Origin of the sequence: Leptolyngbya sp. AN10 (genome assembly GCF_050565645.1) — a bacterium.
GTDB lineage: Bacteria > Cyanobacteriota > Cyanobacteriia > Leptolyngbyales > Leptolyngbyaceae > Leptolyngbya.
In genome coordinates, this window is record NZ_JBNXVP010000023.1 from 87,889 (window position 1) to 109,750 (window position 21,862).

General features: G+C 48.1%; 26 protein-coding genes. 17 read left to right on the forward strand and 9 right to left on the reverse strand.

The genetic code is table 11. The features are described from left to right. Positions 1-62: 62 nt before the first annotated feature. From ACQ4M5_RS27185 to ACQ4M5_RS27195, 3 genes are read left to right on the forward strand one after another with little or no spacing between them, the layout of a single operon-like run. Positions 63-1,049, forward strand: a complete 987-nt coding sequence (locus tag ACQ4M5_RS27185) for a DnaJ C-terminal domain-containing protein (RefSeq protein WP_430678878.1) — start codon at positions 63-65, stop codon at positions 1,047-1,049. 9 nt (positions 1,050-1,058) lie between these two features. Next, positions 1,059-1,487 (forward strand): putative toxin-antitoxin system toxin component, PIN family, encoded by a 429-nt coding sequence (locus ACQ4M5_RS27190; RefSeq protein WP_430678879.1) that lies wholly within the window; start codon positions 1,059-1,061, stop codon positions 1,485-1,487. Next, positions 1,484-1,729 (forward strand): hypothetical protein, encoded by a 246-nt coding sequence (locus tag ACQ4M5_RS27195; RefSeq protein ID WP_430678880.1) that lies wholly within the window; start codon positions 1,484-1,486, stop codon positions 1,727-1,729. The genes ACQ4M5_RS27190 and ACQ4M5_RS27195 overlap by 4 nt, the downstream gene beginning before the upstream one ends. A gap of 25 nt (positions 1,730-1,754) precedes the next feature. On the opposite strand, the gene ACQ4M5_RS27200 is transcribed toward ACQ4M5_RS27195, so the two are convergent. Next, positions 1,755-1,961: a hypothetical protein gene (locus ACQ4M5_RS27200; protein ID WP_430678881.1), complete on the reverse strand. Its 207-nt coding sequence runs from the start codon at positions 1,959-1,961 to the stop codon at positions 1,755-1,757. 103 nt (positions 1,962-2,064) lie between these two features. Beyond that, positions 2,065-2,397, reverse strand: coding sequence for a DUF565 domain-containing protein (locus ACQ4M5_RS27205; RefSeq protein WP_430678883.1), 333 nt, complete (start codon positions 2,395-2,397; stop codon positions 2,065-2,067). A 29-nt stretch (positions 2,398-2,426) separates the two neighbouring features. Here ACQ4M5_RS27205 and ACQ4M5_RS27210 point away from each other — a divergent pair, with 29 nt between their 5' ends. Genes ACQ4M5_RS27210 through ACQ4M5_RS27220 form a run of 3 tightly spaced genes read left to right on the forward strand, consistent with a single transcriptional unit; the run spans position 2,427 to position 5,136 of the window. After that, complete coding sequence (locus ACQ4M5_RS27210) at positions 2,427-3,632, forward strand: homocysteine biosynthesis protein (protein ID WP_430678884.1); 1,206 nt, start codon at positions 2,427-2,429, stop codon at positions 3,630-3,632. A 28-nt stretch (positions 3,633-3,660) separates the two neighbouring features. Next, a complete protein-coding gene (locus ACQ4M5_RS27215) occupies positions 3,661-4,290 on the forward strand; it encodes a Uma2 family endonuclease (RefSeq protein WP_430678885.1) in 630 nt (209 codons plus the stop codon). 3 nt (positions 4,291-4,293) lie between these two features. Next, complete coding sequence (locus tag ACQ4M5_RS27220) at positions 4,294-5,136, forward strand: alpha/beta fold hydrolase (protein ID WP_430678886.1); 843 nt, start codon at positions 4,294-4,296, stop codon at positions 5,134-5,136. A 40-nt stretch (positions 5,137-5,176) separates the two neighbouring features. On the opposite strand, the gene ACQ4M5_RS27225 is transcribed toward ACQ4M5_RS27220, so the two are convergent. Then, positions 5,177-6,250: a hypothetical protein gene (locus ACQ4M5_RS27225; RefSeq protein ID WP_430678887.1), complete on the reverse strand. Its 1,074-nt coding sequence runs from the start codon at positions 6,248-6,250 to the stop codon at positions 5,177-5,179. 591 nt (positions 6,251-6,841) lie between these two features. On the opposite strand from ACQ4M5_RS27225, the gene ACQ4M5_RS27230 reads away from it, so the two are divergent. The 5 genes from ACQ4M5_RS27230 to ACQ4M5_RS27250 all read left to right on the forward strand — a co-directional run bounded on the left by ACQ4M5_RS27230 (position 6,842) and on the right by ACQ4M5_RS27250 (position 10,904). Then, positions 6,842-8,218 carry an efflux RND transporter periplasmic adaptor subunit gene (locus ACQ4M5_RS27230; protein ID WP_430678889.1) on the forward strand — a complete coding sequence of 459 codons (1,377 nt, stop codon included), beginning with the start codon at positions 6,842-6,844 and terminating at the stop codon, positions 8,216-8,218. Between the two features lie 6 nt (positions 8,219-8,224). After that, positions 8,225-9,442 carry an ABC transporter permease gene (locus tag ACQ4M5_RS27235; protein WP_430678890.1) on the forward strand — a complete coding sequence of 406 codons (1,218 nt, stop codon included), beginning with the start codon at positions 8,225-8,227 and terminating at the stop codon, positions 9,440-9,442. Between the two features lie 2 nt (positions 9,443-9,444). Next, complete coding sequence (locus tag ACQ4M5_RS27240; RefSeq protein ID WP_430678891.1) at positions 9,445-10,164, forward strand: ABC transporter ATP-binding protein; 720 nt, start codon at positions 9,445-9,447, stop codon at positions 10,162-10,164. Positions 10,165-10,279: 115 nt separating this feature from the next. Then, the gene (locus ACQ4M5_RS27245) at positions 10,280-10,516 is read left to right on the forward strand and encodes an antitoxin family protein (RefSeq protein ID WP_430678892.1); all 237 of its coding nucleotides are present in this window, start codon (positions 10,280-10,282) and stop codon (positions 10,514-10,516) included. Further along, a complete protein-coding gene (locus ACQ4M5_RS27250; protein WP_430678893.1) occupies positions 10,509-10,904 on the forward strand; it encodes a type II toxin-antitoxin system VapC family toxin in 396 nt (131 codons plus the stop codon). The genes ACQ4M5_RS27245 and ACQ4M5_RS27250 overlap by 8 nt, the downstream gene beginning before the upstream one ends. A 114-nt stretch (positions 10,905-11,018) precedes the next feature. Here ACQ4M5_RS27250 and ACQ4M5_RS27255 read toward each other — a convergent pair whose 3' ends face one another. After that, positions 11,019-11,552, reverse strand: a complete 534-nt coding sequence (locus ACQ4M5_RS27255) for a hypothetical protein (RefSeq protein WP_430678894.1) — start codon at positions 11,550-11,552, stop codon at positions 11,019-11,021. Positions 11,553-11,785: 233 nt separating this feature from the next. Between ACQ4M5_RS27255 and ACQ4M5_RS27260 the strand changes: the two genes are divergently transcribed. From ACQ4M5_RS27260 to ACQ4M5_RS27280, 5 genes are all read left to right on the forward strand, one after another. Beyond that, positions 11,786-12,052 (forward strand): hypothetical protein, encoded by a 267-nt coding sequence (locus ACQ4M5_RS27260; protein ID WP_430678895.1) that lies wholly within the window; start codon positions 11,786-11,788, stop codon positions 12,050-12,052. Next, positions 12,045-12,521, forward strand: coding sequence for a type II toxin-antitoxin system YhaV family toxin (locus ACQ4M5_RS27265; protein WP_430678896.1), 477 nt, complete (start codon positions 12,045-12,047; stop codon positions 12,519-12,521). Before ACQ4M5_RS27260 ends, ACQ4M5_RS27265 begins: the two co-directional genes overlap by 8 nt. A 100-nt stretch (positions 12,522-12,621) precedes the next feature. Further along, a complete protein-coding gene (locus ACQ4M5_RS27270) occupies positions 12,622-13,005 on the forward strand; it encodes an ABC transporter ATP-binding protein (RefSeq protein WP_430678898.1) in 384 nt (127 codons plus the stop codon). A 544-nt stretch (positions 13,006-13,549) separates the two neighbouring features. Then, complete coding sequence (locus ACQ4M5_RS27275; protein ID WP_430678899.1) at positions 13,550-14,596, forward strand: sodium-dependent bicarbonate transport family permease; 1,047 nt, start codon at positions 13,550-13,552, stop codon at positions 14,594-14,596. Positions 14,597-14,691: 95 nt separating this feature from the next. Beyond that, positions 14,692-15,024, forward strand: coding sequence for a P-II family nitrogen regulator (locus ACQ4M5_RS27280; protein ID WP_430678900.1), 333 nt, complete (start codon positions 14,692-14,694; stop codon positions 15,022-15,024). A 174-nt stretch (positions 15,025-15,198) separates the two neighbouring features. Here ACQ4M5_RS27280 and lepB read toward each other — a convergent pair whose 3' ends face one another. Beyond that, the gene (gene lepB, locus ACQ4M5_RS27285; protein WP_430678901.1) at positions 15,199-15,780 is read right to left on the reverse strand and encodes a signal peptidase I; all 582 of its coding nucleotides are present in this window, start codon (positions 15,778-15,780) and stop codon (positions 15,199-15,201) included. A gap of 143 nt (positions 15,781-15,923) precedes the next feature. Between lepB and ACQ4M5_RS27290 the strand changes: the two genes are divergently transcribed. Then, positions 15,924-16,526 (forward strand): peptidoglycan-binding domain-containing protein, encoded by a 603-nt coding sequence (locus ACQ4M5_RS27290; protein WP_430678902.1) that lies wholly within the window; start codon positions 15,924-15,926, stop codon positions 16,524-16,526. A gap of 47 nt (positions 16,527-16,573) precedes the next feature. On the opposite strand, the gene mscL is transcribed toward ACQ4M5_RS27290, so the two are convergent. From mscL to ACQ4M5_RS27310, 4 genes are all read right to left on the reverse strand, one after another. Next, positions 16,574-16,993 (reverse strand): large conductance mechanosensitive channel protein MscL, encoded by a 420-nt coding sequence (gene mscL, locus ACQ4M5_RS27295; RefSeq protein ID WP_430678903.1) that lies wholly within the window; start codon positions 16,991-16,993, stop codon positions 16,574-16,576. A 182-nt stretch (positions 16,994-17,175) separates the two neighbouring features. Beyond that, entirely contained in the window at positions 17,176-19,647 is a 2,472-nt protein-coding gene (locus ACQ4M5_RS27300; protein WP_430678905.1) for an ATP-dependent Clp protease ATP-binding subunit, read from the reverse strand. A gap of 164 nt (positions 19,648-19,811) precedes the next feature. Further along, on the reverse strand, positions 19,812-20,390 hold the full coding sequence (rimI, locus tag ACQ4M5_RS27305) for a ribosomal protein S18-alanine N-acetyltransferase (RefSeq protein ID WP_430678906.1): 579 nt from the start codon (positions 20,388-20,390) through the stop codon (positions 19,812-19,814). Between the two features lie 25 nt (positions 20,391-20,415). Next, a complete protein-coding gene (locus tag ACQ4M5_RS27310; protein WP_430678907.1) occupies positions 20,416-21,615 on the reverse strand; it encodes an RNA-guided endonuclease InsQ/TnpB family protein in 1,200 nt (399 codons plus the stop codon). Between the last annotated feature and the right edge of the window lie 247 nt (positions 21,616-21,862).

Below are 21,862 nucleotides of genomic sequence, written 5' to 3' on the forward strand. Positions count from 1 at the left end.
GGAAACAGTGTTACACTCTAGTCCCTGAGCTTTCTCCCTACCTTTTCTACTGCTGTTTTCCTATGCAAAGTTTCCGCAATTATTACGAGATTTTGGGCGTTGCGAATGATGCGTCGGCTGATGAAATTAAGCGATCGTATCGACGTTTGGCGCGGCAATATCACCCGGATCTCAACCCCGGAAATAAAGCAGCAGAAGATAAATTTAAAGCGATCGGTGAAGCCTACGGGGTTCTCTCTGATCCGGCAAAGCGATCGGAATACGACCGATATGGCGGCTTCTGGAAACAACAAGGGTTCAGAAGTGGACGAGACGATAAAGCGACGTATGGCAAATTTAGGACGTTCAACGATTTTTTTGAGGAAGTTCTCAATAAAAGGACATCTGCACCGGAGCCAGAATTCGATCCCATTCCAACGCAAACCCGAACGACTCAAACCGTTCGCACTGCGTCGCCCCCTCCACCTAGAGAAGAACCCGATCCATTTCGTCCAAGAACCACGAAAGAGAGTTACACGGTCAGACCTCCGAAACCGAAACGGGATGCAGAAGCCCGATTAACCGTTCCATTAGAAAAGGCTTATTCTGGTGGACGGGAGCGAATTCGGCTCGAAGATGGTCGATCGCTAGAAGTCGATATGCCGCCCGCCATGATCACAGGGCAAAAAGTTCGCCTGAGAGAACAAGGCGTGAACGGTGGCGATCTGTATCTCAAAATCGAAGTGTCACCGCATCCATTCTTCAAACTTGAAGGCTTAGATATTAGCTGCAAATTGCCAATTACACCGAGTGAAGCAGTTTTGGGTGCGCCTGTCGAAGTGCCCACTCTAGACGGTTTGGTGAAAATGGTGATTCCCGCAGGAGTCCGATCGGGACAGCGATTACGACTGGCGAATAAAGGCTATCCCGATGCAAATGGCGATCGAGGCGATCAAATTGTCGAAATTGCGATCGTCATTCCGAAAGAGTTGAGCGAACAAGAACGCGAACTGTACGAGAAATTGCGTCAGGCAGAAACCTTCAATCCTCGTAAAGACCTTCCAGTTTAGCGATCGCTCATGGCAGTTCCGCAAATTGTTCTAGATACGAACGTGATTGTTTCTGGATTACGATCAAATCGTGGAAGCGCTTTTAGTCTTTTATCACTCGTAGGTACAGGACAGTTTGGAATTCACCTCTCTGTCCCCCTAGTTCTAGAGTATCAAGAGGTGTTGTTGCGAGAACTTCCTAACCTGAATCTTACGGCGATGGATGTTGAGGATGTGATTGAGTTTCATTGCTCCGTCGCAACTCGTCATGAAATCTTTTTCCTATGGCGACCCTTTTTGCCTGACCCCAAAGACGATATGGTGCTGGAACTTGCTGTTAAAGCTGGATGTGATAGCGTAGTGACATACAATACCCGCGACTTTGTGGGAATTGAACAGTTTGGACTAAGGACAGAGACACCCGCGCAGTTTTTACGATCGATTGGAGCCTTGCAATGAGCAATCTAAATGTTCAAATTCCTGATTCTCTCTACAAAAGCTTACAAGAACTTGCGAAACAGGATGGGATCTCGGTTGATCAATTTATTTCGACTGCCGTTGCAGAAAAAATTGCTGCCTTAACCACAGAAAGCTATTTGGAATCTTTAGCAAAACGAGGCAGTCGAGCAAAATATGAAGCAGTTTTGGCAAAAGTGCCTGATGTTGAGCCAGAAGCGTTCGACCGATTGCCGCCAGCCTAATAATCTAACCTGGCGGCAGGAAGCGCTAATCTTCAGGAAGAATCCACTGAGTTGGTGCTGACATTCGCTCCAGCGCTCTTTTCCGTGCCGATTCTTCTGCGATCGCAAGCATTTGATCGAGTGGCGTATCGCTGATAAACTGACTGGCTTGCTGTGTATATTCGCGATTTGGGCATTCATCGCCCAGAACACAGCCGTTTTGACACATCTCAGCGCAGTTAATTTCTGTCATGGGATTCTCCAGAGTCTTTCATTGTGTGTTCTCACTTGAGCAATTCGCCCGATTGTTATTTTAACGGGTGAGCGCGATCGCGTTTCTTCCCTCTAGAGGATCGTCAACTTCCAAGTTTGAACGCTTCGAGAAATAAGCTGTAAATCAATCCAAGCTTAAGCGCGTTCAACACCTCAGCAATCAGCATTCGGCGGAATCGTAAATTACCTCCGTAGGTGAATCGGCTCACCGCTTCGGTTCCTAGCAAAATAAAGAACGCCTCAACAATGTCGAGTTCTGCTTTTTGTCCAGCACTGGTAGAAATCGCACTTCCTAAGAAAAAGCCCAAGAGTAATCCGATAATGAGCAAAGACGTGCGCCGCCAAGGATTGCGAAAAAACTGATTCAATTGTCCTGCGGTCGTATCCACGATCGTACTCAGCCGCGTATTTTGCATAATTCTATTGCCCCAACTCTTTCACCAGTATGCGAACTCTTGCCGAAATTAATCAAAAAATTGAGCGCGGTCAAGCGATCGTTCGCACCGTTGAAGAAGTGAAAGCCCAAGTCGCAGAAATGGGAGTCGCAGAAACGGCGAAATGGGTCGATATTGTCACGACCGGGACGTTTGAGCCGATGGAAGCTTCGGGCGCAATTCTGAATTTGGGACAGACTGATCCGCCGATCAAAATTCGACAATGCTGGATCGATGGAGTGCCTGCGTATGCGGGATTTGGAGCAGTGGATTTGTATTTGGGTGCGTCTCAGTTGGTGGAATATCCGACTGGGAGCGAACCGCTCGATAATGACGATCGAGAATCGCCAGAAGTTCGACAAAGACAACGCGGTGGCGGTCATGTGATCGAAGATTTGATCGCGGGAAAATCAGTGAATTTAAGAGCGATCGGACAAGTGACCGACTGTTATCCTCGATCGTCGTTTGAAACTACAATTACCCGCGACACGATTAATCAGTTTTATCTTTTCAATCCGCGCAATCTCTATCAAAATTTTATCGTTGGAGTAAATGGCGGCGATCGACCTTTATTCACGTATCTAGGCGCACTCCAACCCCAACTCGGAAATGCCGTCTTTTCCAATCCAGGCGCAATCTCTCCTTTATTAAACGATCCAGATCTGCAACTCATCGGAATCGGATCGCGAATCTTTCTCGGTGGCGGAATCGGTTACGTGGCTTGGGAAGGAACACAGCATTTCCCACTTCAAAAACGTTTGCCCAATCGAACCCCGATCGGTCCCGCTTCGACATTGGCACTGATTGGAGATGCGAAACAAATGGATGCCAGATGGGTTCGAGGTTGCTATTTTCGCGGATATGGATCTTCTTTAATGCTCGGTGTTGGAATTCCGTTACCTGTGCTGAGTGAAGAAGTAATCGTGCGTTGTGCTGTTCGTGATAAAGATCTCGTTGCACCGATCGTAGATTTCTCGATTCCCCGTCGCGTCCGTCCCACCTTTGGATTGGTCAGTTACGCTCAGTTAAAATCCGGACGTTTAACGATCGATGGAAAGTCCGTCCGAGTCGCTCCCCTTGCCAGCATTTATCTTTCTCGCCAAGTTGCCTTAGAGTTGAAAAGCTGGATCGAAGCTGGAACGTTTACCTTAACCGAAGCCGTTGCACCGATTCCTGTCGATCGAACCTTTATCCCTCAAGATATGCGAGGCAGTTAAACTGAACGCAGAGTGCTAGGAGAGTTGTATGGCGATTACAGCATCAAAGCCGCAAATCGGAGAGCAGCGGGTCGTTTTTCGAGATTTAACTTGGGAAGGATACTTACAAATTTTGTCCGCGCTGCCCGAATCGCGTGGATCTCGCTTGACTTACGACGATGGGACGCTGGAGATTACCATGCCTTTAGAAGCTCATGAGTTCTTCGGTCGTTTGATTGAGCGATTTATCTTAACGCTGGTTGAACTGCTCGGAATGCGAGTGAAAACGATGGGTTCAACCACGATGAACTATCCAGATTTACGAAAAGGGGCAGAGCCAGACAACGCCTACTACATTCAAAACCAACCATTGGTGAAAGGTCGATCGATTAACTTCGCTGAAGATCCACCACCCGATCTCGTCGTTGAAGTCGATATCACTCACACCGACATTGCCAAAAATCAGTTTTATTCCAGCATTGGAGTGCCCGAATTCTGGCGCTTTAATGGTGAAATCTGGCGAATTTATCAACTTCAATCCGGTCAGTATGTTGAAGTAGAAGCTAGTCCAACTTTTCCTCAAGTTCCGAAAGAGCGACTGTATGCTTTCTTAGAACAAGCGAAAGAAGACGAAATTGAAGCGGTACGATCGCTGCGCTCTTGGTTCCAATCTTTATAGGTTATGTTCGCAAACATTCGAGGGACGCAAATCTATTTCGATATCGAAGGCGCTGGACTGGTTCCAGACGGCGATCGAATGCGCGAAAAGCCGATCGCGTTTCTGATTCACGGTGGACCCGGAGCCGATCACAGTTCATACAAGCCAACGTTCTCAGCATTAAGCGACAAAATGCAACTCGTCTACTTTGACCATCGGGGACAAGGACGATCGGCAAGAGGCGACAAATCCAAATACACGCTCGATGAAAATGTCGAGGATATGGAAGCACTCAGGCAACATCTGGGACTGGGAAAAATTATTGCGATCGGTGGTTCTTACGGCGGAATGATTGCGCTCACTTATGCAACTCGCTATCCGCAGAATCTTTCACACTTGATCGTCATTGCCACTGTTCCCGATTTTCGCTTTCTCAAACGCGCTCAGGAAATTCTCAAAGAACGCGGCACACCGGAACAGATCGCGATCTCCGAATATCTCTGGAACGGTAACTTTGAATCCGAGGAACAACTAGGCGAATATTTCCGCATCCTGCACTCGCTCTATTCGTATACGGCTGATCCAAATAAGACTGTAAAATCACGAACCATTTTATCGATCGATGCGATCAACGAAGCCTTTGGCGGATTTTTGCGCTCTTACAACGTTCTCGATCAACTCCATAAAATTACCGTTCCGACTTTGGTGATCGCAGGTCGGCACGATTGGATTTGCCCGCCCGAATTTTCTGAAGAGATTGCTGGAGCGATTCCAAATTCGGATTTGAGAATTTTTGAGAATAGCGGTCACTTAATTCGCGTTGATGAACCGAACGCATTACTCGACGCGATCGCAGGATTCATCTAAAAAAATAAATAGGGGCGACCCGAAGACCGCCCCACTCAACCTATGATTCACTGACTGCGTTATCTGTACTACTTTCAGCCCGACGCTTCACAGGCTTAGGTAGAGGTTCCGTCCTCCGGGGTGCTTCTGGTTGAGCCGACTGGCTCGGAGGTCTGCGATCGCGATCGCCACCTCCCGGACGTGGGCTAAACGGTCTGCGTCCACCAGCACCGCCACCCGGACGACCCCCCGGACGACCAAACGATCGACCCCTTGCAAGCTCTTCTTTCGTCTTCTTCCGGGGTGGAATCATACCGATCGATTTCGCGCTCTTGATCACGAGATCGGGTCCTTCACGGTGCACGTTCAACTCCCAGAAATAGCCAACCACTTTTCCGGTTAGCTCCCCGTTGAGTTTCAGCTTGAAAGACTTCGCTTTGTCGTCTTTCTTGCGTGGGGCTTGATTAATCTTCACCACCACAGATTTCTCTTCAGGCGTGTGGAAAATCACTTCGCCACGAATCGAGAAGTAGTTATCTTCGACCTCCGAAGAAGGCAGATAACCAGGTGCTTCAGTCTCTTCGGTCTCTTCTTCGGGCTTGCTGAGGTTTTCAGGCTCCCAAACCCCGACAATCTGCACGTGCAAATCTTCTTGTTTCTCGCGAGTGCGGGGATACACCACCCAGAGATGCTCTTGTTCGAGATCCAGATGGTTTTTCACTAAACTCATCACTCGACCCAGCAACACTGCTTCGATCGTGGTTCCATCGGCTGTCTTCATTTCGCCACGGGTGAATTGTTCTTCCGAGGCGGTATAGCGACCGCGTAATAGACCGATCGCACGATACTGCATCGGCTCGCTTGGTGCGGGAATCGGTTGCTGTCTCAAACTGGCGGGATCAAACACCTCCTCTGGTTCCGGTTCCGGTCCCGGTGGCTTTTCAGCAACGGGAGGCGGAGCAGGAGTTGGAGCCGCAGGTTGAGGGCGTGCCACCGGGCGAACCAGGGGACGCTGGGCAGTGGGAGGTTTCGGTTCAGATGCGTCTGAGGATTGGGGCATAGCAGAGCCTTCAGCCGCATTTTCAGCGGCATAAGATTTAGGAGGCTGGAGTGGGCGGTTTGGCAAAGGACTCATAGGCTGTCATCGTCACAGGCTGAGGGCAAAAGCAATCAGTCGCTTATTGTACTGAATGCAGGCTGACTTTCAAGAATCCGAACGCTTTTTTGCTGGTTTACAAAAAACTTATCCAGGTTGCGCGATTTTCGGAGTCTCTTGAATTCCTATGAAAATGCCATACTGAAAAATACGGCAATCCATAGAACTTCTTCTTAGCATCTCTGGCATTGCGTCAGCAATAACACTATGCCTATGATACTGATTTCTAATCCGGTCTCCGTCAGTTTGTGCAACTGACAATCTTAAGATTTCCCGCGATCGAGGGCAGATCAACAGTTAGAATTGCGCCTTTTGGGGGTTTCGATATTCCGATATTGAAATCTATCGCAGTGTAGAGCGGATAGAACCAATCTTGCGGTAGGGTCAACCGCACTGCTGCCCCCAGCGAAAAGCGCGTTAAAATTTGTAAATAAGAGATTCATATAGCTCCGTAAATGACGATCTCAGGAATCTTTCGGACATCGATCGTCGTCTTCATGAAGAGTTTATATGTCATCGCTTCATTATTTTCATTGCTTCGCTCCCTTATTAGTTGGGTGAGTTTGTTCCATGCAAGTTCCTTTTTTTGGCAAAGTTGGTAAGTCTTCGAGTCGCTGGCTATTGGCGCTTTTGGTGTCGGGTGCGATCGCAATTCCGGGGGGTGCTTTTCTCGTTTCACGTCAGCTTGCCCCTCGTCAGGAAACCGCCACAATATCGGTGGAATCAAAGACTGTGACGACTCGAATCGCAGCCAGCGGGGAGGTCATTCCGATTCGGACGGTGAATCTCAGCCCAAAAACCGCTGGGAAAATTGCTCAACTTTTGGTTGATCAAGGTGATCAGGTGACTCAGGGGCAAGTTGTTGCTCGAATGGAAGGTCAGGATGTTGAGGCGGAACTCAATCAGGCGCGGGCACGAGTCGCGGAAGCCGAGGCGAGATTAGACCAACTCAGAGCCGGAACTCGTGTTGAAGAGATTCGGCAGGCAGAGGCAGAAGTGGAACGGGCAAGAGGTGAAATTCGCCGGGTTGAAGGATTGGTTGCTGATGCGAATTCAGCGGTTGATTTTGCTCGGACTCAAACGCGACGACAGCGGGAATTGGCGGATCAAGGTGCGATCGCAACTAACTCCTTAGATGAATTTATCCGCCGCGAACAGAACGCCAATCAAACTTTGAGTCAAGCCAGAGCGCAATTGAGTCAAGCACAGGCACAATTGAACCAGGTAACTCAGCAGCTAGAGCAGCGGCAAAACGGGGCACGACCGGAAGAAATTCGGCAATCTGAGGCGCAGTTAGCTTCTGCAAGAGCGCAACTTGAACAAGTGCAAAACCGCTTAGAAGATACGTTTATTCGCGCTCCTTTCTCTGGTGTGATCACGCAGCGTTACGCGACCGTGGGCGCATTCGTGACTCCGACGACGCAAGCTACCGCAGGCGCAGATGGTTCTGCTTCGACCTCAGTATTTGCTTTAGCGAGCGGTTTAGAAGTCCGGGCGAAAGTGCCAGAAGTCGATATCGGACAGATTAAACGCGGTCAGGAAGTCGATATCCGAGTCGATGCGTATCCGGAAGAGACATTTAAAGGACGAGTTCGACTCATTGCACCGGAAGCGGTGACGGAACGAGATGTGACTTCTTTCTCGGTGCGGATTGATATTCTGACCGGGCGCGACAAACTGAAATCGAAAATGAATGCCAATGTCAGTTTCTTAGGCGATTCGATTCCGAGTACGCTGGTCGTTCCAACTGCCGCACTTTCGACACAACGAGGACAAACGGGCGTTTGGGTTCCGGGCGAAAATAATAGACCGAGGTTCCAAAGAGTGACGACCGGATTGAGTTTTGATGATGAAACTCAAATTCTGGATGGGATTAAACCGGGCGATCGCATTTTCGTTCAGCCGCCAGAAGGTCAAAAAATCGACAATACAAATAACCAGGGCTAATCAGAGATGGATTTTGGTGAAAGCTTAAAAATGGCGGCAAAGACGCTCACCGCCAACAAACTCCGCAGTAGTTTAACCATGTTGGGCATGGTGATTGGGAATGCGTCAGTGATTGCGATGATCGGAATTGGACAAGGGGCGCAAAAGTTAGCTTCTGAGCAGTTTGAATCATTAGGTCCGAATGTGCTGTTTGTGACTCCAGGAAGCGGACAGGCACGACAGCGGACGACGAACTTACCGAGAACGCTGGTTTGGGAAGATGCAAAAGCGATCGCAGAACAGCTTCCCTCAGTTGGCGGCGTTGCGGCTCAGAAAAGCGCTCAGTTTCCGGTCGTTTATGGCAGCCGGAATTCATCCTCGCTGATCGTCGGAGCGACCCCAGAATTTCTTCCGGTTCGGAGTTTTGATGTCGCGAGAGGGCGGTTTATTTCCGATATGGATTTGAAGCGAAATCAGCGCGTTGTGGCGTTGGGCGCGGATTTAGCAACCCGATTCTTCGGAGATAAAAACCCGATCGGGGAAGAGATCCGTATCCGAAATGTCAGCTTCAAAATCATCGGTGTCTTGCAGGCAAAAGGATCGTTTCTCGGTAGCAACCAAGACGATGCGGCTTACGTTCCTTTAACCACGATGGCGAGTACGTTAACCGGACGAACTTCTCCGTATGGCTTGGATCTCACTTTTATTTCGGTGTCTGCTAGAGATGAAGCGAGTATTCCAGCGGCAGAATTTCAGATTACGAACTTGCTGAGACGACGACACAAAATCGTGAATGAAGATGATTTCACGGTGCAAACTCAGAAAGATATTCTGCAAATTGTCGGCACGATTACAGGTGGATTAACCGCAATGTTAGCCGCGATCGCTGGAGTCTCTCTCTTAGTTGGTGGCATCGGAATTATGAATATCATGCTGGTTTCCGTGACTGAAAGAACCTCAGAGATTGGACTGAGAAAAGCGATCGGGGCTTCTGGAAATGACATTCTGACTCAGTTCATGATCGAAGCTGTGATTCTTTCCGCTGCGGGTGGCTTGATTGGAACGATCATCGGGGTTGGAGGCGTTGTGATTGTTGCAGCGGTTTCTCCACTTGAAGCGATCGTTTCTCCTGCCGCGATTATTCTTGCAGTGGGCGTATCCGGTTCGATCGGACTTGGATTCGGTGTGATTCCTGCCCGTCAAGCTGCCAAACTCGATCCGATTGTTGCCCTCCGGAGTGCTTAATCATGCCGCAATCTACGATTATCCGATTGGAAGAAATTACCAAAGTCTACGGGATTGGAGAAACGATCGTTCATGCGCTCGCAGGAGTCGATCTCACCGTGGAACAGGGCGAATACTGCGCGATTATGGGAGCCTCTGGATCGGGCAAGTCCACGATGATGAACATTATCGGATGTCTCGATCGACCCACTGCCGGACGCTATTACTTAGATGGCGAAGATGTAGCGCAACTCGACGATCGCGCTTTAGCTCACATTCGCAACCGAAAGATCGGCTTCGTGTTCCAGCAATTCCATCTATTGCCACAATTAACTGCGCTCGAAAATGTGATGCTGCCGATGGTGTATGCCAACGTGCCGCAAGCAGAAAGACGCGATCGAGCAACCGAAGCTTTGGTTCGAGTCGGACTAGAACAGCGAATGCAGAATAAGCCAACTCAGTTATCTGGAGGACAGCAGCAGCGGGTCGCGATTGCGAGAGCGATCGTCAATCGTCCCGTTCTACTTCTCGCTGATGAGCCGACTGGAGCACTTGACTCTACAACAACTCAAGAGATTCTCAACATTTTCACCGAATTAAACGCAAGCGGCATGACGGTCGTCATGGTGACACACGAACCGGAAGTAGCTCGCTGTACTCGTCGGGTGATCTGGTTTAAAGATGGGCAAGTTCTAACACCGTATCTTGCACCCGAAGAAGTTGGAGTTGCGACTGTGGGCTAGTTCAAATAAGAACGATCGCTGTTTCAGGTTTTGGCGAACGGCGATCGTTTTGTAGAATCTCAGCACTAGCAGTTAAGCCGATATACTGAAGGCATTCGTAATTGTGAGTACGACAATGATTCAAACCGTGGAAGCTGTCTTTGATGGCAATACTCTACGTCCAGCAGTGCCTTTAAACTTAGAAGCTGGGACACGAGTGCGAATCATTGTTGAGAGCGTTGTGCCGGAACCGTCAAAAAAACCTCGATCGTTTCTTGAGACTGCTAAATCTCTTCAGCTACAAGGTGCTCCAGACTGGTCAACCAATCTAGACCACTATTTGTATGGCGATGAGATTCAGGAAAATGACTGAAATTTTTCTAGATACCTCATTCGCCATTGCTCTGTCTGCAACGACTGACCGAAACCACGCAAAAGCAGTTAAACTTGCAAGTCAAATCGAAAACGCTGGCGATCGCCTTGTGACAACTCAAGCAATCCTTTTGGAAATTGGGAATGCGCTATCGAAACAACGGTATAGAGTTGCAGCAACTCGGCTTCTCGAATCGTTAAACTCTGATCCCAACGTCGAAATTGTTCCATTCTCAAGTGAACTCTACAACGCTGCTTTCAACCTGTTTAAGCATCGCATCGACAAAGAATGGGGACTGATTGACTGTGTGTCATTTGTTGTGATGCAAGAGCGAGGAATTCTAGATGCACTGACGACGGACAACCACTTCAATCAAGCAGGCTTTTGAGCATTGTTAAGCGATCGAATGAGATAACGGTTCAAATCAGCGATGGCAGGTAATCTCAAACTCAGCACCAACAGCTTCCAACTGTCCGCTGCGTTTGAATTGCTAGTCGTCCTGCTAGTTAATGTGAACTTTCTTAATCTCATAAACAAACTCTGGCTTGTTGGCGTATTGCAAGGCTCTATCCCACAGTGGGCTTGTACGATCGTTAAGATTATTTGCAAGATCCTTTATTTCCGGTGGTGCATCCTCCCGGAAAAAGCCTTTTTTGCTTCGATTTTTATCGTAGCTTGTACCTGTTATCTTGAATTTCCGTGATGCTATGTTCTTTGATTTTTGCTGTTCAATGTCCTTATGTGCGGTTTCCCACGTTATGGCTCGTACCATCAAGTAATATCTGCGTTCATCAAATTTGCCATTAATGGTACATACAGACTTTGATGGATACTGAGGTTGTATTTTTCTCTTATACAGACCACCTACAACGAATCTGAAATGTAAATTATTCGAGGACATCTCGTAGCGTCGGCAATCGACAATATCTACCCAACACCCTTTTGCTTGAGCGAGATGCTTTTTCACAAAGAGAACTGCAAAGGACTCTTCGGTACTAGCATATTCAAGGTATTTCTTAAGTAGCTTGTCGTCCATAAGTCAACATGTTGCGAAGTTGTTAGTCTGCGCTTGCAGTGTTCCCAGGCACTAAGCAGATCAGTCACAAAATTGTGCGGACTAACAAGTTATTAGAGTGAAGGCAGTATTGGTGATATCGACTTCATCGAATTGAGAGATCGTGACTCTTCACCCGATGAGAATCAATCAAAGCGACCATAAAGCTACAACTGCAACGCTATAATCTGTTCAATCCCTACTGAAGCAGAATCATGCTTGAAGCCTCAGAAGCTTTACAGCAGGCAACAGTCGTCACAAATGCTGATGGTCAAGCCGTTGTACAAATTAACTTAGCGGCGTGGGAAGCAATACACGCAGCGATACAACCTGACGAAGAAAACGATGCGATCGTACTGAAACTTTTCCTTGATTTCATTACGACCGAAGCTCTTAAGAGTAAGAATTTGCAGCCTTACACCGCTGAGATGTCTGAAACCGCGCATCATTTAATTGCGGGTGTGACTCTAGACGATGAGTAATTTGATCTGTAATGGGTGGGAGATCTTCTTCCACCCGCAGCTTTTTGGAGTTCAGTATCAGCAACTTGTCGATCGTGTTACAAAACTCAAAGACCGTCTTCCAGAGGCTGAGTTTAAGACTCATACAACCGTCAAACTATTTGCGGCGATTACGATCGGAATAGAGGAGAAGATTTCAGCCGATCCCTTCGCGCGTCACTTTGCTTTAACAGGCGGACTCAAGCGGTATGGACGCATGAAGAAAATGGGTTTACCAGAACGTTATCGCTTATTTTTTCGTGCGTTTGACCAATCGGAAAGAAAGGCGATCGTCATTTTGTGGCTCGGCTTCCCTCGTAAAGAAGGAGCAAAAAACGATTGCTATCAGGTGTTTGAAAAGATGGTGTCCCGTGGAGATTTTCCTGAAAGCCTGGAAGCACTTTTGGTAGAGTGTTCTGTGATAGAGCAACCAAGCGATGAAGAAGTTTAACGTTATACTTCTCCCCTTCGATCGATAGGATAAAACCGAAACCAATCCCGCCCCAAAATGAATTTCTGCGGCAAAAATTCTCAAATGCGAGAGTCGTTCGATGGTGTATGCAAATGTGCCACAAGCAGAAAGACGCGATCGAGCCACAGAAGCTTTGATTCGAGTTGGATTAGAACAGCGAATGCAGAATAAGCCAACTCAGCTATCGGGAGGACAGCAGCAGCGGGTTGCCATTGCAAGAGCGATCGTCAATCGTCCCGTTCTGCTTCTAGCCGATGAGCCGACAGGTGCGCTCGACTCTACAACAACTCAAGAAATTCTCAGCATCTTCACCGAGTTAAACGCGAGTGGAATGACGGTCGTTATGGTGACACACGAACCGGAAGTAGCTCGCTGTACTCGTCGGGTGATTTGGTTCAAAGACGGTCAGGTTTTGACTCCGTATCTCGCACCTGAAGAAATTGGAGTCGCTACAGTTAGTTAAATTCAGCGACTATAACTCTAGTCTGCTGAGATGTCTGAAACTGTGCATTGTTTCATTGCAGATGTGACGCTAAACGACGAATAATTTGATCTGCAACGGGTGGAAGATGTTCTTTCACCCGCAATTTTTTGGTATTCACGATTCGCAACTTGTCGATCGTCTGTTAGGCTGAAAAACGGTTTGCAGCAATCACGATCGGGATTGAGGAGAAAATTTCAGCCGCTCCATTTGCTCGTCACTTTGCTTCGACAGGTGAACTAAAGATCATAGAAAAATTTCTATACACACAGAAATCTTTTCTTAACCACTCGCATAAGTATTACTACCCAGAGTAGCGTACAGTTATAAGCATCCAAGCAATTTAACCAGCACGATTTAGTTTTTCAGAGCTTGAAGTCGCTCGGCAATCATTCTCGGCAGTCTATTGTTGAGACTTCTCTGAGTGTGCGATCGCAGATGCCAGATTCCATTCTTCAGCTCTTCAGAGTTCGTTTAGTTCATTCATTGCAATACTCCTCATTAGAGGAGGCACAAGGAGGTATTCGTGGATTTTTGGTCTCTTTTTCTAATGGACTTCGTGAAGCAGTTGCAGTCCCCAACCCTCAGCTTTTTGATTGGTGGGATGGTCATTGCCGCGCTTGGTAGCGAACTGGTAATCCCAGAGTCGATTTGTACGATCATCGTCTTCATGCTGCTCACCAAAATTGGTTTGACGGGTGGGATTGCGATCCGCAATTCCAATCTGGCGGACATGGTATTACCCGCCTTGTTTGCTGTAGTAGCAGGGATTCTGATTGTATTCATCGCACGCTATACATTAGCCAAGCTGCCGAAGGTCCAAACCGTGGATGCGATCGCGACTGGGGGTTTGTTTGGTGCCGTGAGTGGCTCTACCATGGCTGCCGGTCTGACGGTACTGGAAGAACAAAAAATTTCATACGAGGCATGGGCTGGCGCACTCTATCCCTTCATGGATATCCCAGCGCTCGTCACTGCGATCGTTGTCGCCAACATTTACCTCAACAAGAAGCAGCAGCGTCTTGCAGCAGCCGACCCGACCTTGCAGGACAAGCAGCAGCGACCTAATCGGGTCAAGATCTGGCCCATTATCCAGGAAAGCCTCCGGGGTCCTGCATTATCGGCTATGTTGTTAGGTCTCGCTCTTGGATTGTTCGCTCAGCCAGAAAGTGTCTATAAAAGCTTCTACGATCCCGCCTTTCGTGGCTTGCTTTCGATTTTGATGCTGGTCATGGGGATGGAGGCTTGGTCAAGGCTTGGCGAACTACGCAAGGTAGCCCAATGGTACGTCGTGTATAGTGTGGTAGCACCATTTGTGCATGGGCTAATCGCCTTCAGTCTCGGCATGATTGCCCACAGAACGATGGGATTCAGCATGGGTGGTGTCGTGATCCTGGCTGTCATTGCCTCCTCTAGTTCAGATATCTCAGGTCCGCCCACGTTGCGAGCCGGTATCCCCTCAGCCAATCCTTCTGCCTATATCGGCGCGTCCACAGCCGTCGGTACGCCAATTGCGATCGGCTTGTGTATCCCGTTCTTTATTGGTCTCGCCCAAGCGCTTGGCGGTCTCTAATCCCAGGCAGGTCTCAGTCTGCCGATGTTCTCTTACCCCGGCAGACTCATCAAATTAATGTACATCTCTCTTAGGAGATAAAGGAGATAACCGATATGTCCAAGCTTGCCAACAAGCTCGTCATCGTTACAGAAAAAGTTTTGCTGAAAAAGGTCGCCAAGATCATTGATGAATGCGGAGCAACCGGTTACACGGTAGTGGAGACTGGTGGTAAAGGCAGTCGCAATGTGCGCTCTACGGGTAAACCCAACACTGCTGACACCGATTCAAATATAAAGTTCGAGATACTGACCGAAAATCGGGATATGGCTGAGAAGATTGCCGATCGAGTCGCATTGGAGTTTTTCACCAACTATGCGGGCATTGCCTATCTCTGTGAAGCAGAGGTTCTGTACGGGAGAAGTTTCTGTGGACCAGATGGCTGTTGAATCAAGATGACGCAAATCTAATCTAGAAAGCCGGGGTCATGACCCCGGCTTTTTGACGATCGTTACTCAAAGCATTCGTCGATTCAGAGGATGCCCAAGCGGAGAAGCTGACTGTGATTCAAGATCATACCCCCTCACTTTTATGACTCCCTCAAACCCTTAACCTTCATTGATTTAAACTTTTCCAAGTCGATCGATAGGATAAAACCGAAACCAAGCCCGACCTAGGATAAACTCTTGCGGCAGAAATCCCCAAACGTGAGAGTCATTACTGTTGTTCCGATTGTCCCCCATAACGAAGTAGCTCCCTTCAGGAACTTGCACAGCGGGCATCTGATAGCTTGGCTTTTCAGCAATATACGGTTCTTGCAACGGTTGATTGTCTACGAAAACTTTACCGGATTTAATCTCGATCGTTTGTCCTGGTCTGCCAATAATCCGTTTAATGAACGCCTGATCTTTCGCGTATCCAAGCTCTTGAAGCTGAGTCGGCGGATCAAAAACAATAATGTCTCCGAATTCGGGCGGATGCAGGCGGTAAGAGATTTTTTCAACGACTAAGCGATCGCCAATTTCCAAAGTCGGAACCATCGAATCGGAAGGGATGAAGCGTGGTTCTGCAATGTACGATCGCACAAGCAATGCCAAAATTAGTGCAATCACCAAAATCTGAAAGTTCTCCAGCCAAACTTTCCATTTCGGAGTGGAATCTGAGGGAGCAACAGCGGGAGTTTCGACTTTAGATTCTTGTGTCATGGCGCGTTTAACGTACTTCCCGTATTTTACCGTAGTCCTCTAGCTTCAAATTATTTACGGATTTCGCCTAGCGTTCTTGCTGCACAATGATCGTAACTGTAATCACGCGCATCTGCCGATTAGGAAAAAGGAGTGTTTAGAAGATGCCAGTTACTTCACTCGCAGATCTTAGGGAAAATCTAGACGGACTCGGCTACTATCTTGGACCGAGAGGACTGGATGGATTAGGAAATAGTGTCAATGCTTGCGATCGCGAAATTTTAGGAGCGATCGATTGCAATGTGACTTCTCTGCGCCAACTTGCCAATGTTGACGGTTATACTCGCGCCGCCATTTTGCAATATCAAATCGATAACAATATGGCAGCAACCGGAAACGATGGACCGCAATTGAGAAGTGCGATCGAGAAAACCGTTCGTATTTTGCAAGACAACTTGAAAAAAGTATTAAATACCGAGATAGAACTGTCTGGAAATTATCGTCGTGCGACCTATAGTGCGGTCAAATCTTATCAAAGAAGTCGCGGTTTACCGATTACTGGAATCGCTACAATCACGGTTCGTAGACGACTCAATGATGATGCGCGTGGCGGATCTTCAACTCCTTCACCCACGCCTTCTCCTACTTCCGAATTAGAACAGCTACGGAAGTTAAGAAGTGATCTCATTACCTTAAAAGCGAGTCTTCAAGCTCGACAAATTACAGACGAAGAATTCATTCGAGAAGTGTTTATTCGAGTGCCTTAAAAAAGTACGATCGCTCACTTATAAAATGAGCGATCGTATTTCTGAAATTATCGATTCATTGATGCGGTGAGACGTTCGATCGCATCAGTCAACCGCTCTTGAGACATCACAACTGGATCAGGAGGAGCCACCGCTTCTTCAACTGCTTCTTGTCGTACAAATTTCCGTTTTGCTTTCTCAAACGCACGGATGATCAAGAAGATACAAAAAGCAATCACGATAAAGTTGATTATCGATGCTAAGAAAAGTCCAATCTTGATACCGTCTCCGATGACGAGATTTTCTAATCCTTTCACATTTAGAGCACTCATCGCAGGACTCAAAATGGCAGGGGTAATCACATCTGTAACTAGCGATTCAACAATTTTGCCAAATGCGCCACCAATAATGACAGCAACTGCAAGGTCAATCACGTTTCCTTGCATTAGGAACTTTTGAAAATCAGCCAAAAAACTACTTCTTGCCATAGGTCAGTTTACTTCTCAACTTTCACACAGAACGAATCAAACAATAGAGCCATTTCTTACTTGCACGTATTATACGGTGAGAGTTAACTATGTTTTCTAAAAAAATAAAAATCTTTCAAGCAACAAAAAAGCAGTAGGAAACTCAAGTCTCCTACTGCTTTAAGTTATTCGATCGTCAGATTCTACTCTGCTGCTTGCGGCAACAATTCACGTTCTTGACCGTGTAGAACCTTGACTTGTCCATTTTCATCCACGTCAACGGTTGCAACATCACCGTCTTTCACTCGTGCCGACAGAATCTCTTCTGCTAACGAGTCTTCGAGGAGTCGCATGATCGCCCGACGTAACGGACGTGCGCCGTAACTTGGGTTGTAGCCTTCATCAACCAACCGATCCTTAAATCGCTCAGTGACTTGCAGCGTAATCCCTTGCTCTTTCAAACGCTTGAACACATCGTTGAGCATGATGTCGGCAATTTCCTTGACCTCTGCCTTGTTCAACTGACGGAATACGATGATTTCGTCGAGTCGGTTCAAGAACTCAGGGCGGAAGTACTGCTTCAGTTCTTCGTTGACCAAAGAGCGAATCCGGTTGTACTGCGATTCCGATTCGTTCTCGGTGGAGAACTCGAATCCAAGTCCGCCGCCACCTTTCTCGATCACCTTAGAACCAATGTTCGAGGTCATGATTAGCAGCGTGTTCTTGAAGTCTACGGTGCGTCCCTTGGCATCGGTCAAGCGACCATCTTCCAAGATTTGCAACAGCATGTTGAAGACATCGGGGTGCGCTTTCTCGATTTCATCGAATAGCACAACCGTATAAGGACGACGACGAACGGCTTCAGTCAATTGACCGCCTTCGTTGTAGCCAACATATCCAGGAGGCGAACCGATCAGTTTAGAAACGGTGTGGCGCTCCATGAATTCCGACATATCCAACCGGATCATCGCTTCTTCAGAACCAAAGAAGTAGGCTGCGAGTGCTTTCGTCAATTCGGTTTTACCAACCCCAGTCGGACCGGAGAAGATAAACGACGCGATCGGGCGATTCGGATTCTTCAATCCAACTCGTGCCCGACGAATTGCTCTGGACACGGCTTTCACTGCTTCGTCTTGACCGATCAAGCGAGTATGCAGCGTGTCTTCCATGTGCAGCAACTTCTCGGATTCGGATTCGGTGAGTTTGTTCACCGGAACACCTGTCCAAGATGCAACGATTTGAGCAATATCGTCTTCGCCCACGACTGGAGAAGCATTCTCATCGGTCGATTCCGACTTCCGAGTTTGAGCGATCGCTCTGATCTCTGCTTTGATTTCCATTTCTCGATCGCGCAGTTCACCCGCCCGATCAAAGTTCTGGGATCTAACAGCGTCATCCTTATCTTTCAAGACTTGACGCAATTCGCGATCGAGTTCTTTCGCGGCTGGTGGCAGTTGAGAATTAATCAACCGCACCCGCGATCCAGCTTCGTCAACTAAGTCGATCGCTTTATCCGGCAAGAATCGATCTGAAATATAGCGATCCGAGAGTTTCGCTGCGGCTTCGAGTGCTTCGTCTGAGATCTTTAGCTTGTGGTGTTGCTCATAGCGTTCACGCAAGCCTCGGAGAATCTCGATCGTTTCATCGACCGAAGGTTCACCGACCATCACAGGCTGGAAGCGGCGTTCGAGTGCTGCATCTCGTTCGATGTGTTTGCGATACTCATCGAGCGTGGTTGCACCGATACATTGCAGTTCACCACGGGCAAGGGCAGGCTTCAAAATGTTGGCGGCATCGATCGCGCCTTCTGCTGCACCCGCACCGATTAGGGTATGAACTTCGTCGATTACCAGAATGACATTTCCGGCAGAGCGGATCTCATCCATGATTTTTTTCAAGCGTTCCTCGAACTCACCTCGGTACTTCGTGCCTGCCACAAGCAGACCGATATCGAGCGTAACCACGCGCTTGTCTTCTAAGATGTCAGGAACATCATCATTGGCGATGCGTTGGGCGAGTCCTTCAGCGATCGCGGTTTTACCCACACCCGGTTCACCAATTAACACGGGATTGTTTTTCGTCCGCCGACCGAGGATTTGAATGACTCGTTCGATTTCTTTTTGGCGACCGACCACGGGGTCGAGTTTGCCTTCGGCTGCCATTTGGGTGAGATTCGAGCCGAATTCGTCCAAGGTCGGGGTTTTGGTGCGACCTTGGCTGCCGCCGGAAGTGACTTCAGCGGTTTCACCCAGCATCCGAATCACTTGAGTACGTACTTTCGAGAGGTCTACGCCGAGGTTTTCTAAAACTCTTGCAGCAACGCCTTCCCCTTCTCGGATGAGACCTAAAAGCAGGTGTTCGGTTCCAATATAGTTGTGACCGAGTTGGCGAGCTTCTTCAAGTGATAGTTCCAAGACGCGCTTTGCCCGTGGGGTAAAGGGAATTTCCACTGCGACAAAGCCCGATCCGCGACCGATGATTTTCTCAACTTCGATGCGAGCGTCCTTGAGGTTGACTCCCATCGATTTGAGAACTTTGGCAGCGACACCCGTTCCTTCTCCGATTAGACCCAGGAGGATCTGTTCTGTACCCACAAAGTTATGACCCAAGCGGCGTGCTTCCTCTTGGGCTAACATAATCACCTTAATGGCTTTTTCTGTGAAGCGTTCAAACATGGCGTATTTCCATCACCTGCTGCGTAGGTCTGATTCTAGCATAGTGGATCTTTCCGGTTACGAGCTATCGCAACAGGTAGAGGGGAGGATTACCGAACGCTCATATAGAAATTTCGGCTGCAATTTGTGTGATTTACTACCAAAGGCAGATTGTTATCGATTCCTTATTGATTAGTCAAGCGGATTCTTTCAAGACTCAACAGGGAGTGGGGATCGCAAAGTGTTCGTTGTTGCTGAACCAGCCGATCGCGGATTTCTAACCACTTTTCTTTCAACGTATTCTGAAATTCAGCCGTTTGAAGTTCACCGCGCCAAAGAATCAGCGCATCTTCGCCTGTGTCAGCGTAATATTTCTTACGCTGTCCTGCAACTTTAAACTGGAATTTCTCGTATAAAGAAATCGCAGATTGATTAGAAATTCTGACTTCTAATGTAGCGTGTTTCATCTGGCGTTGACAGGCGCGATCGAGCAACGCCAGTAGAATCAAATTCCCCAATCCTTGCCGCTGATAATCCGGGTGAATTCCAATAATCGTAATGTGCGCTTCATCAACGATCGCCCAAAAACAGCCGTATCCGATCAGGTGATTGTCGATCGTAATGGCGATCAGTTCACTATTCGGGCTGTCGATTTCTCGCTGATATCCTTCTTCTGTCCAAAGTCCGTCGAAACAAATGAGATCGAGTTCAAGGACTTGGGGGAGGAGAGTTTTGTCGATCGCTTGGAGCGTAATGGAATTCACAGCAATTCAAAGTAACAGAACGGCTTTAACCTTCCCCGGCGTGAACGCACGGGGATTTCAGTAGCCCTAGCCGTTGCCCACTCAACGAGCAAGCAATAGCTGAACCTCCAGGCTGGGATAAAGACAGCCCGATTTTTGCAATATTCAACGCGCCATTCAAATCAGCATCACCCTGCCAGCCACAATGACCGCAAGCAAACTTCTTACCACTGCGATAGGACTCACCTCGAACCGGGTGAATGTGATTGCATTGGTGGCAAGTTTGCGAAGTGTATCGAGGATCAATCAGTCCCAGTTTTACGCCTGCCTGAATCGCTTTGTATTCGAGAAAATCCCGAAGCTGATAGAACGCCCAACTATTCGAGCGACGACGCTCCGTTTTAGTTCGAGGCATCTGATTGGTACGTTCTCTGATCCCAGTCAAATCCTCCAAAGCAATCATCAAACCATTTGTTTTAGCGTGTTGGATCAGTCGGTAACTGATGACGTGATTGGTATGTTTTTGAAAGCGTTTCTCCTTCCCCGACAACCGTTTCAGCAGATTCCGTACACGACGGCGCGTGCTGCGTGTGCCTTTCGAGGCTTTCTGTTGGAGGCTTGCTCTCAAGTCGCCGTGATGGTCACGAATACGGGTGATATCTTTGCCGCTAAACTTTTCTCCTTCACTGGTAACAGCAATGTCTATACGCCCCAAATCAACGCCCAAAACCTTATCGGTCTTCGGTGGCTCTGGTGGCATCGATTCAAGTTGAATGTTCAGATAATACTCACCCTTGCGAGTCTTAACCAATGTGGCAGATTTAGGATTTTGTCCTTTCAATTTGCCGCGCTGGAAATTGCCGATATGCAACCCAAAGCGCTCCCGTCCGCCGTTCAAAGTGAGAGAAACTGTCCAGTCTTTCTCGCGAAAGCTGAATGTTCTCACGTCATAGGTGGCAGACGTGGGACGGAACTCTTTCACCGCATGACCAGTTTGTTTTGCTGTCTTGCGGTTGCCAGAAACCCGACGAATCGCATGGATGGCAAGCTGGGCAGAAAGACCGAAACGTGCCCGTACTTCCTGATAAACGAGAGATTGCATTGCAAGCTCATTCGTCAGCTTTTCGGGCACTTCCTGATTCACGTATCCACAAGCATCACAAAACGCTTGCAACGTGGCATCGATTTTAAATGCTTGTTGCGGTACGACTTGGAGCTTGCAGGATAGTGTCAGGACTTGTTTCACGGCTTTAATTTCTCACGTATTGATATTATAGACTACAAGAGGTGTTTGCATGTTTCCGGTTTTGAGATTTGGGAGATTAGGGCTTACGCCCTGTCGCTATCCCTCCCCGTCCTTAAGGAGCTACCGTGTATACACATCTCGATTGAAACTCCATCCAGTAAAAAAGGAGTCAAACTGCTGTAGTCCACGCAGTATCGTTGCAATTCCTGGAGGACGCTGACTGCTGTAGCCCGTCCATCCACCTAAA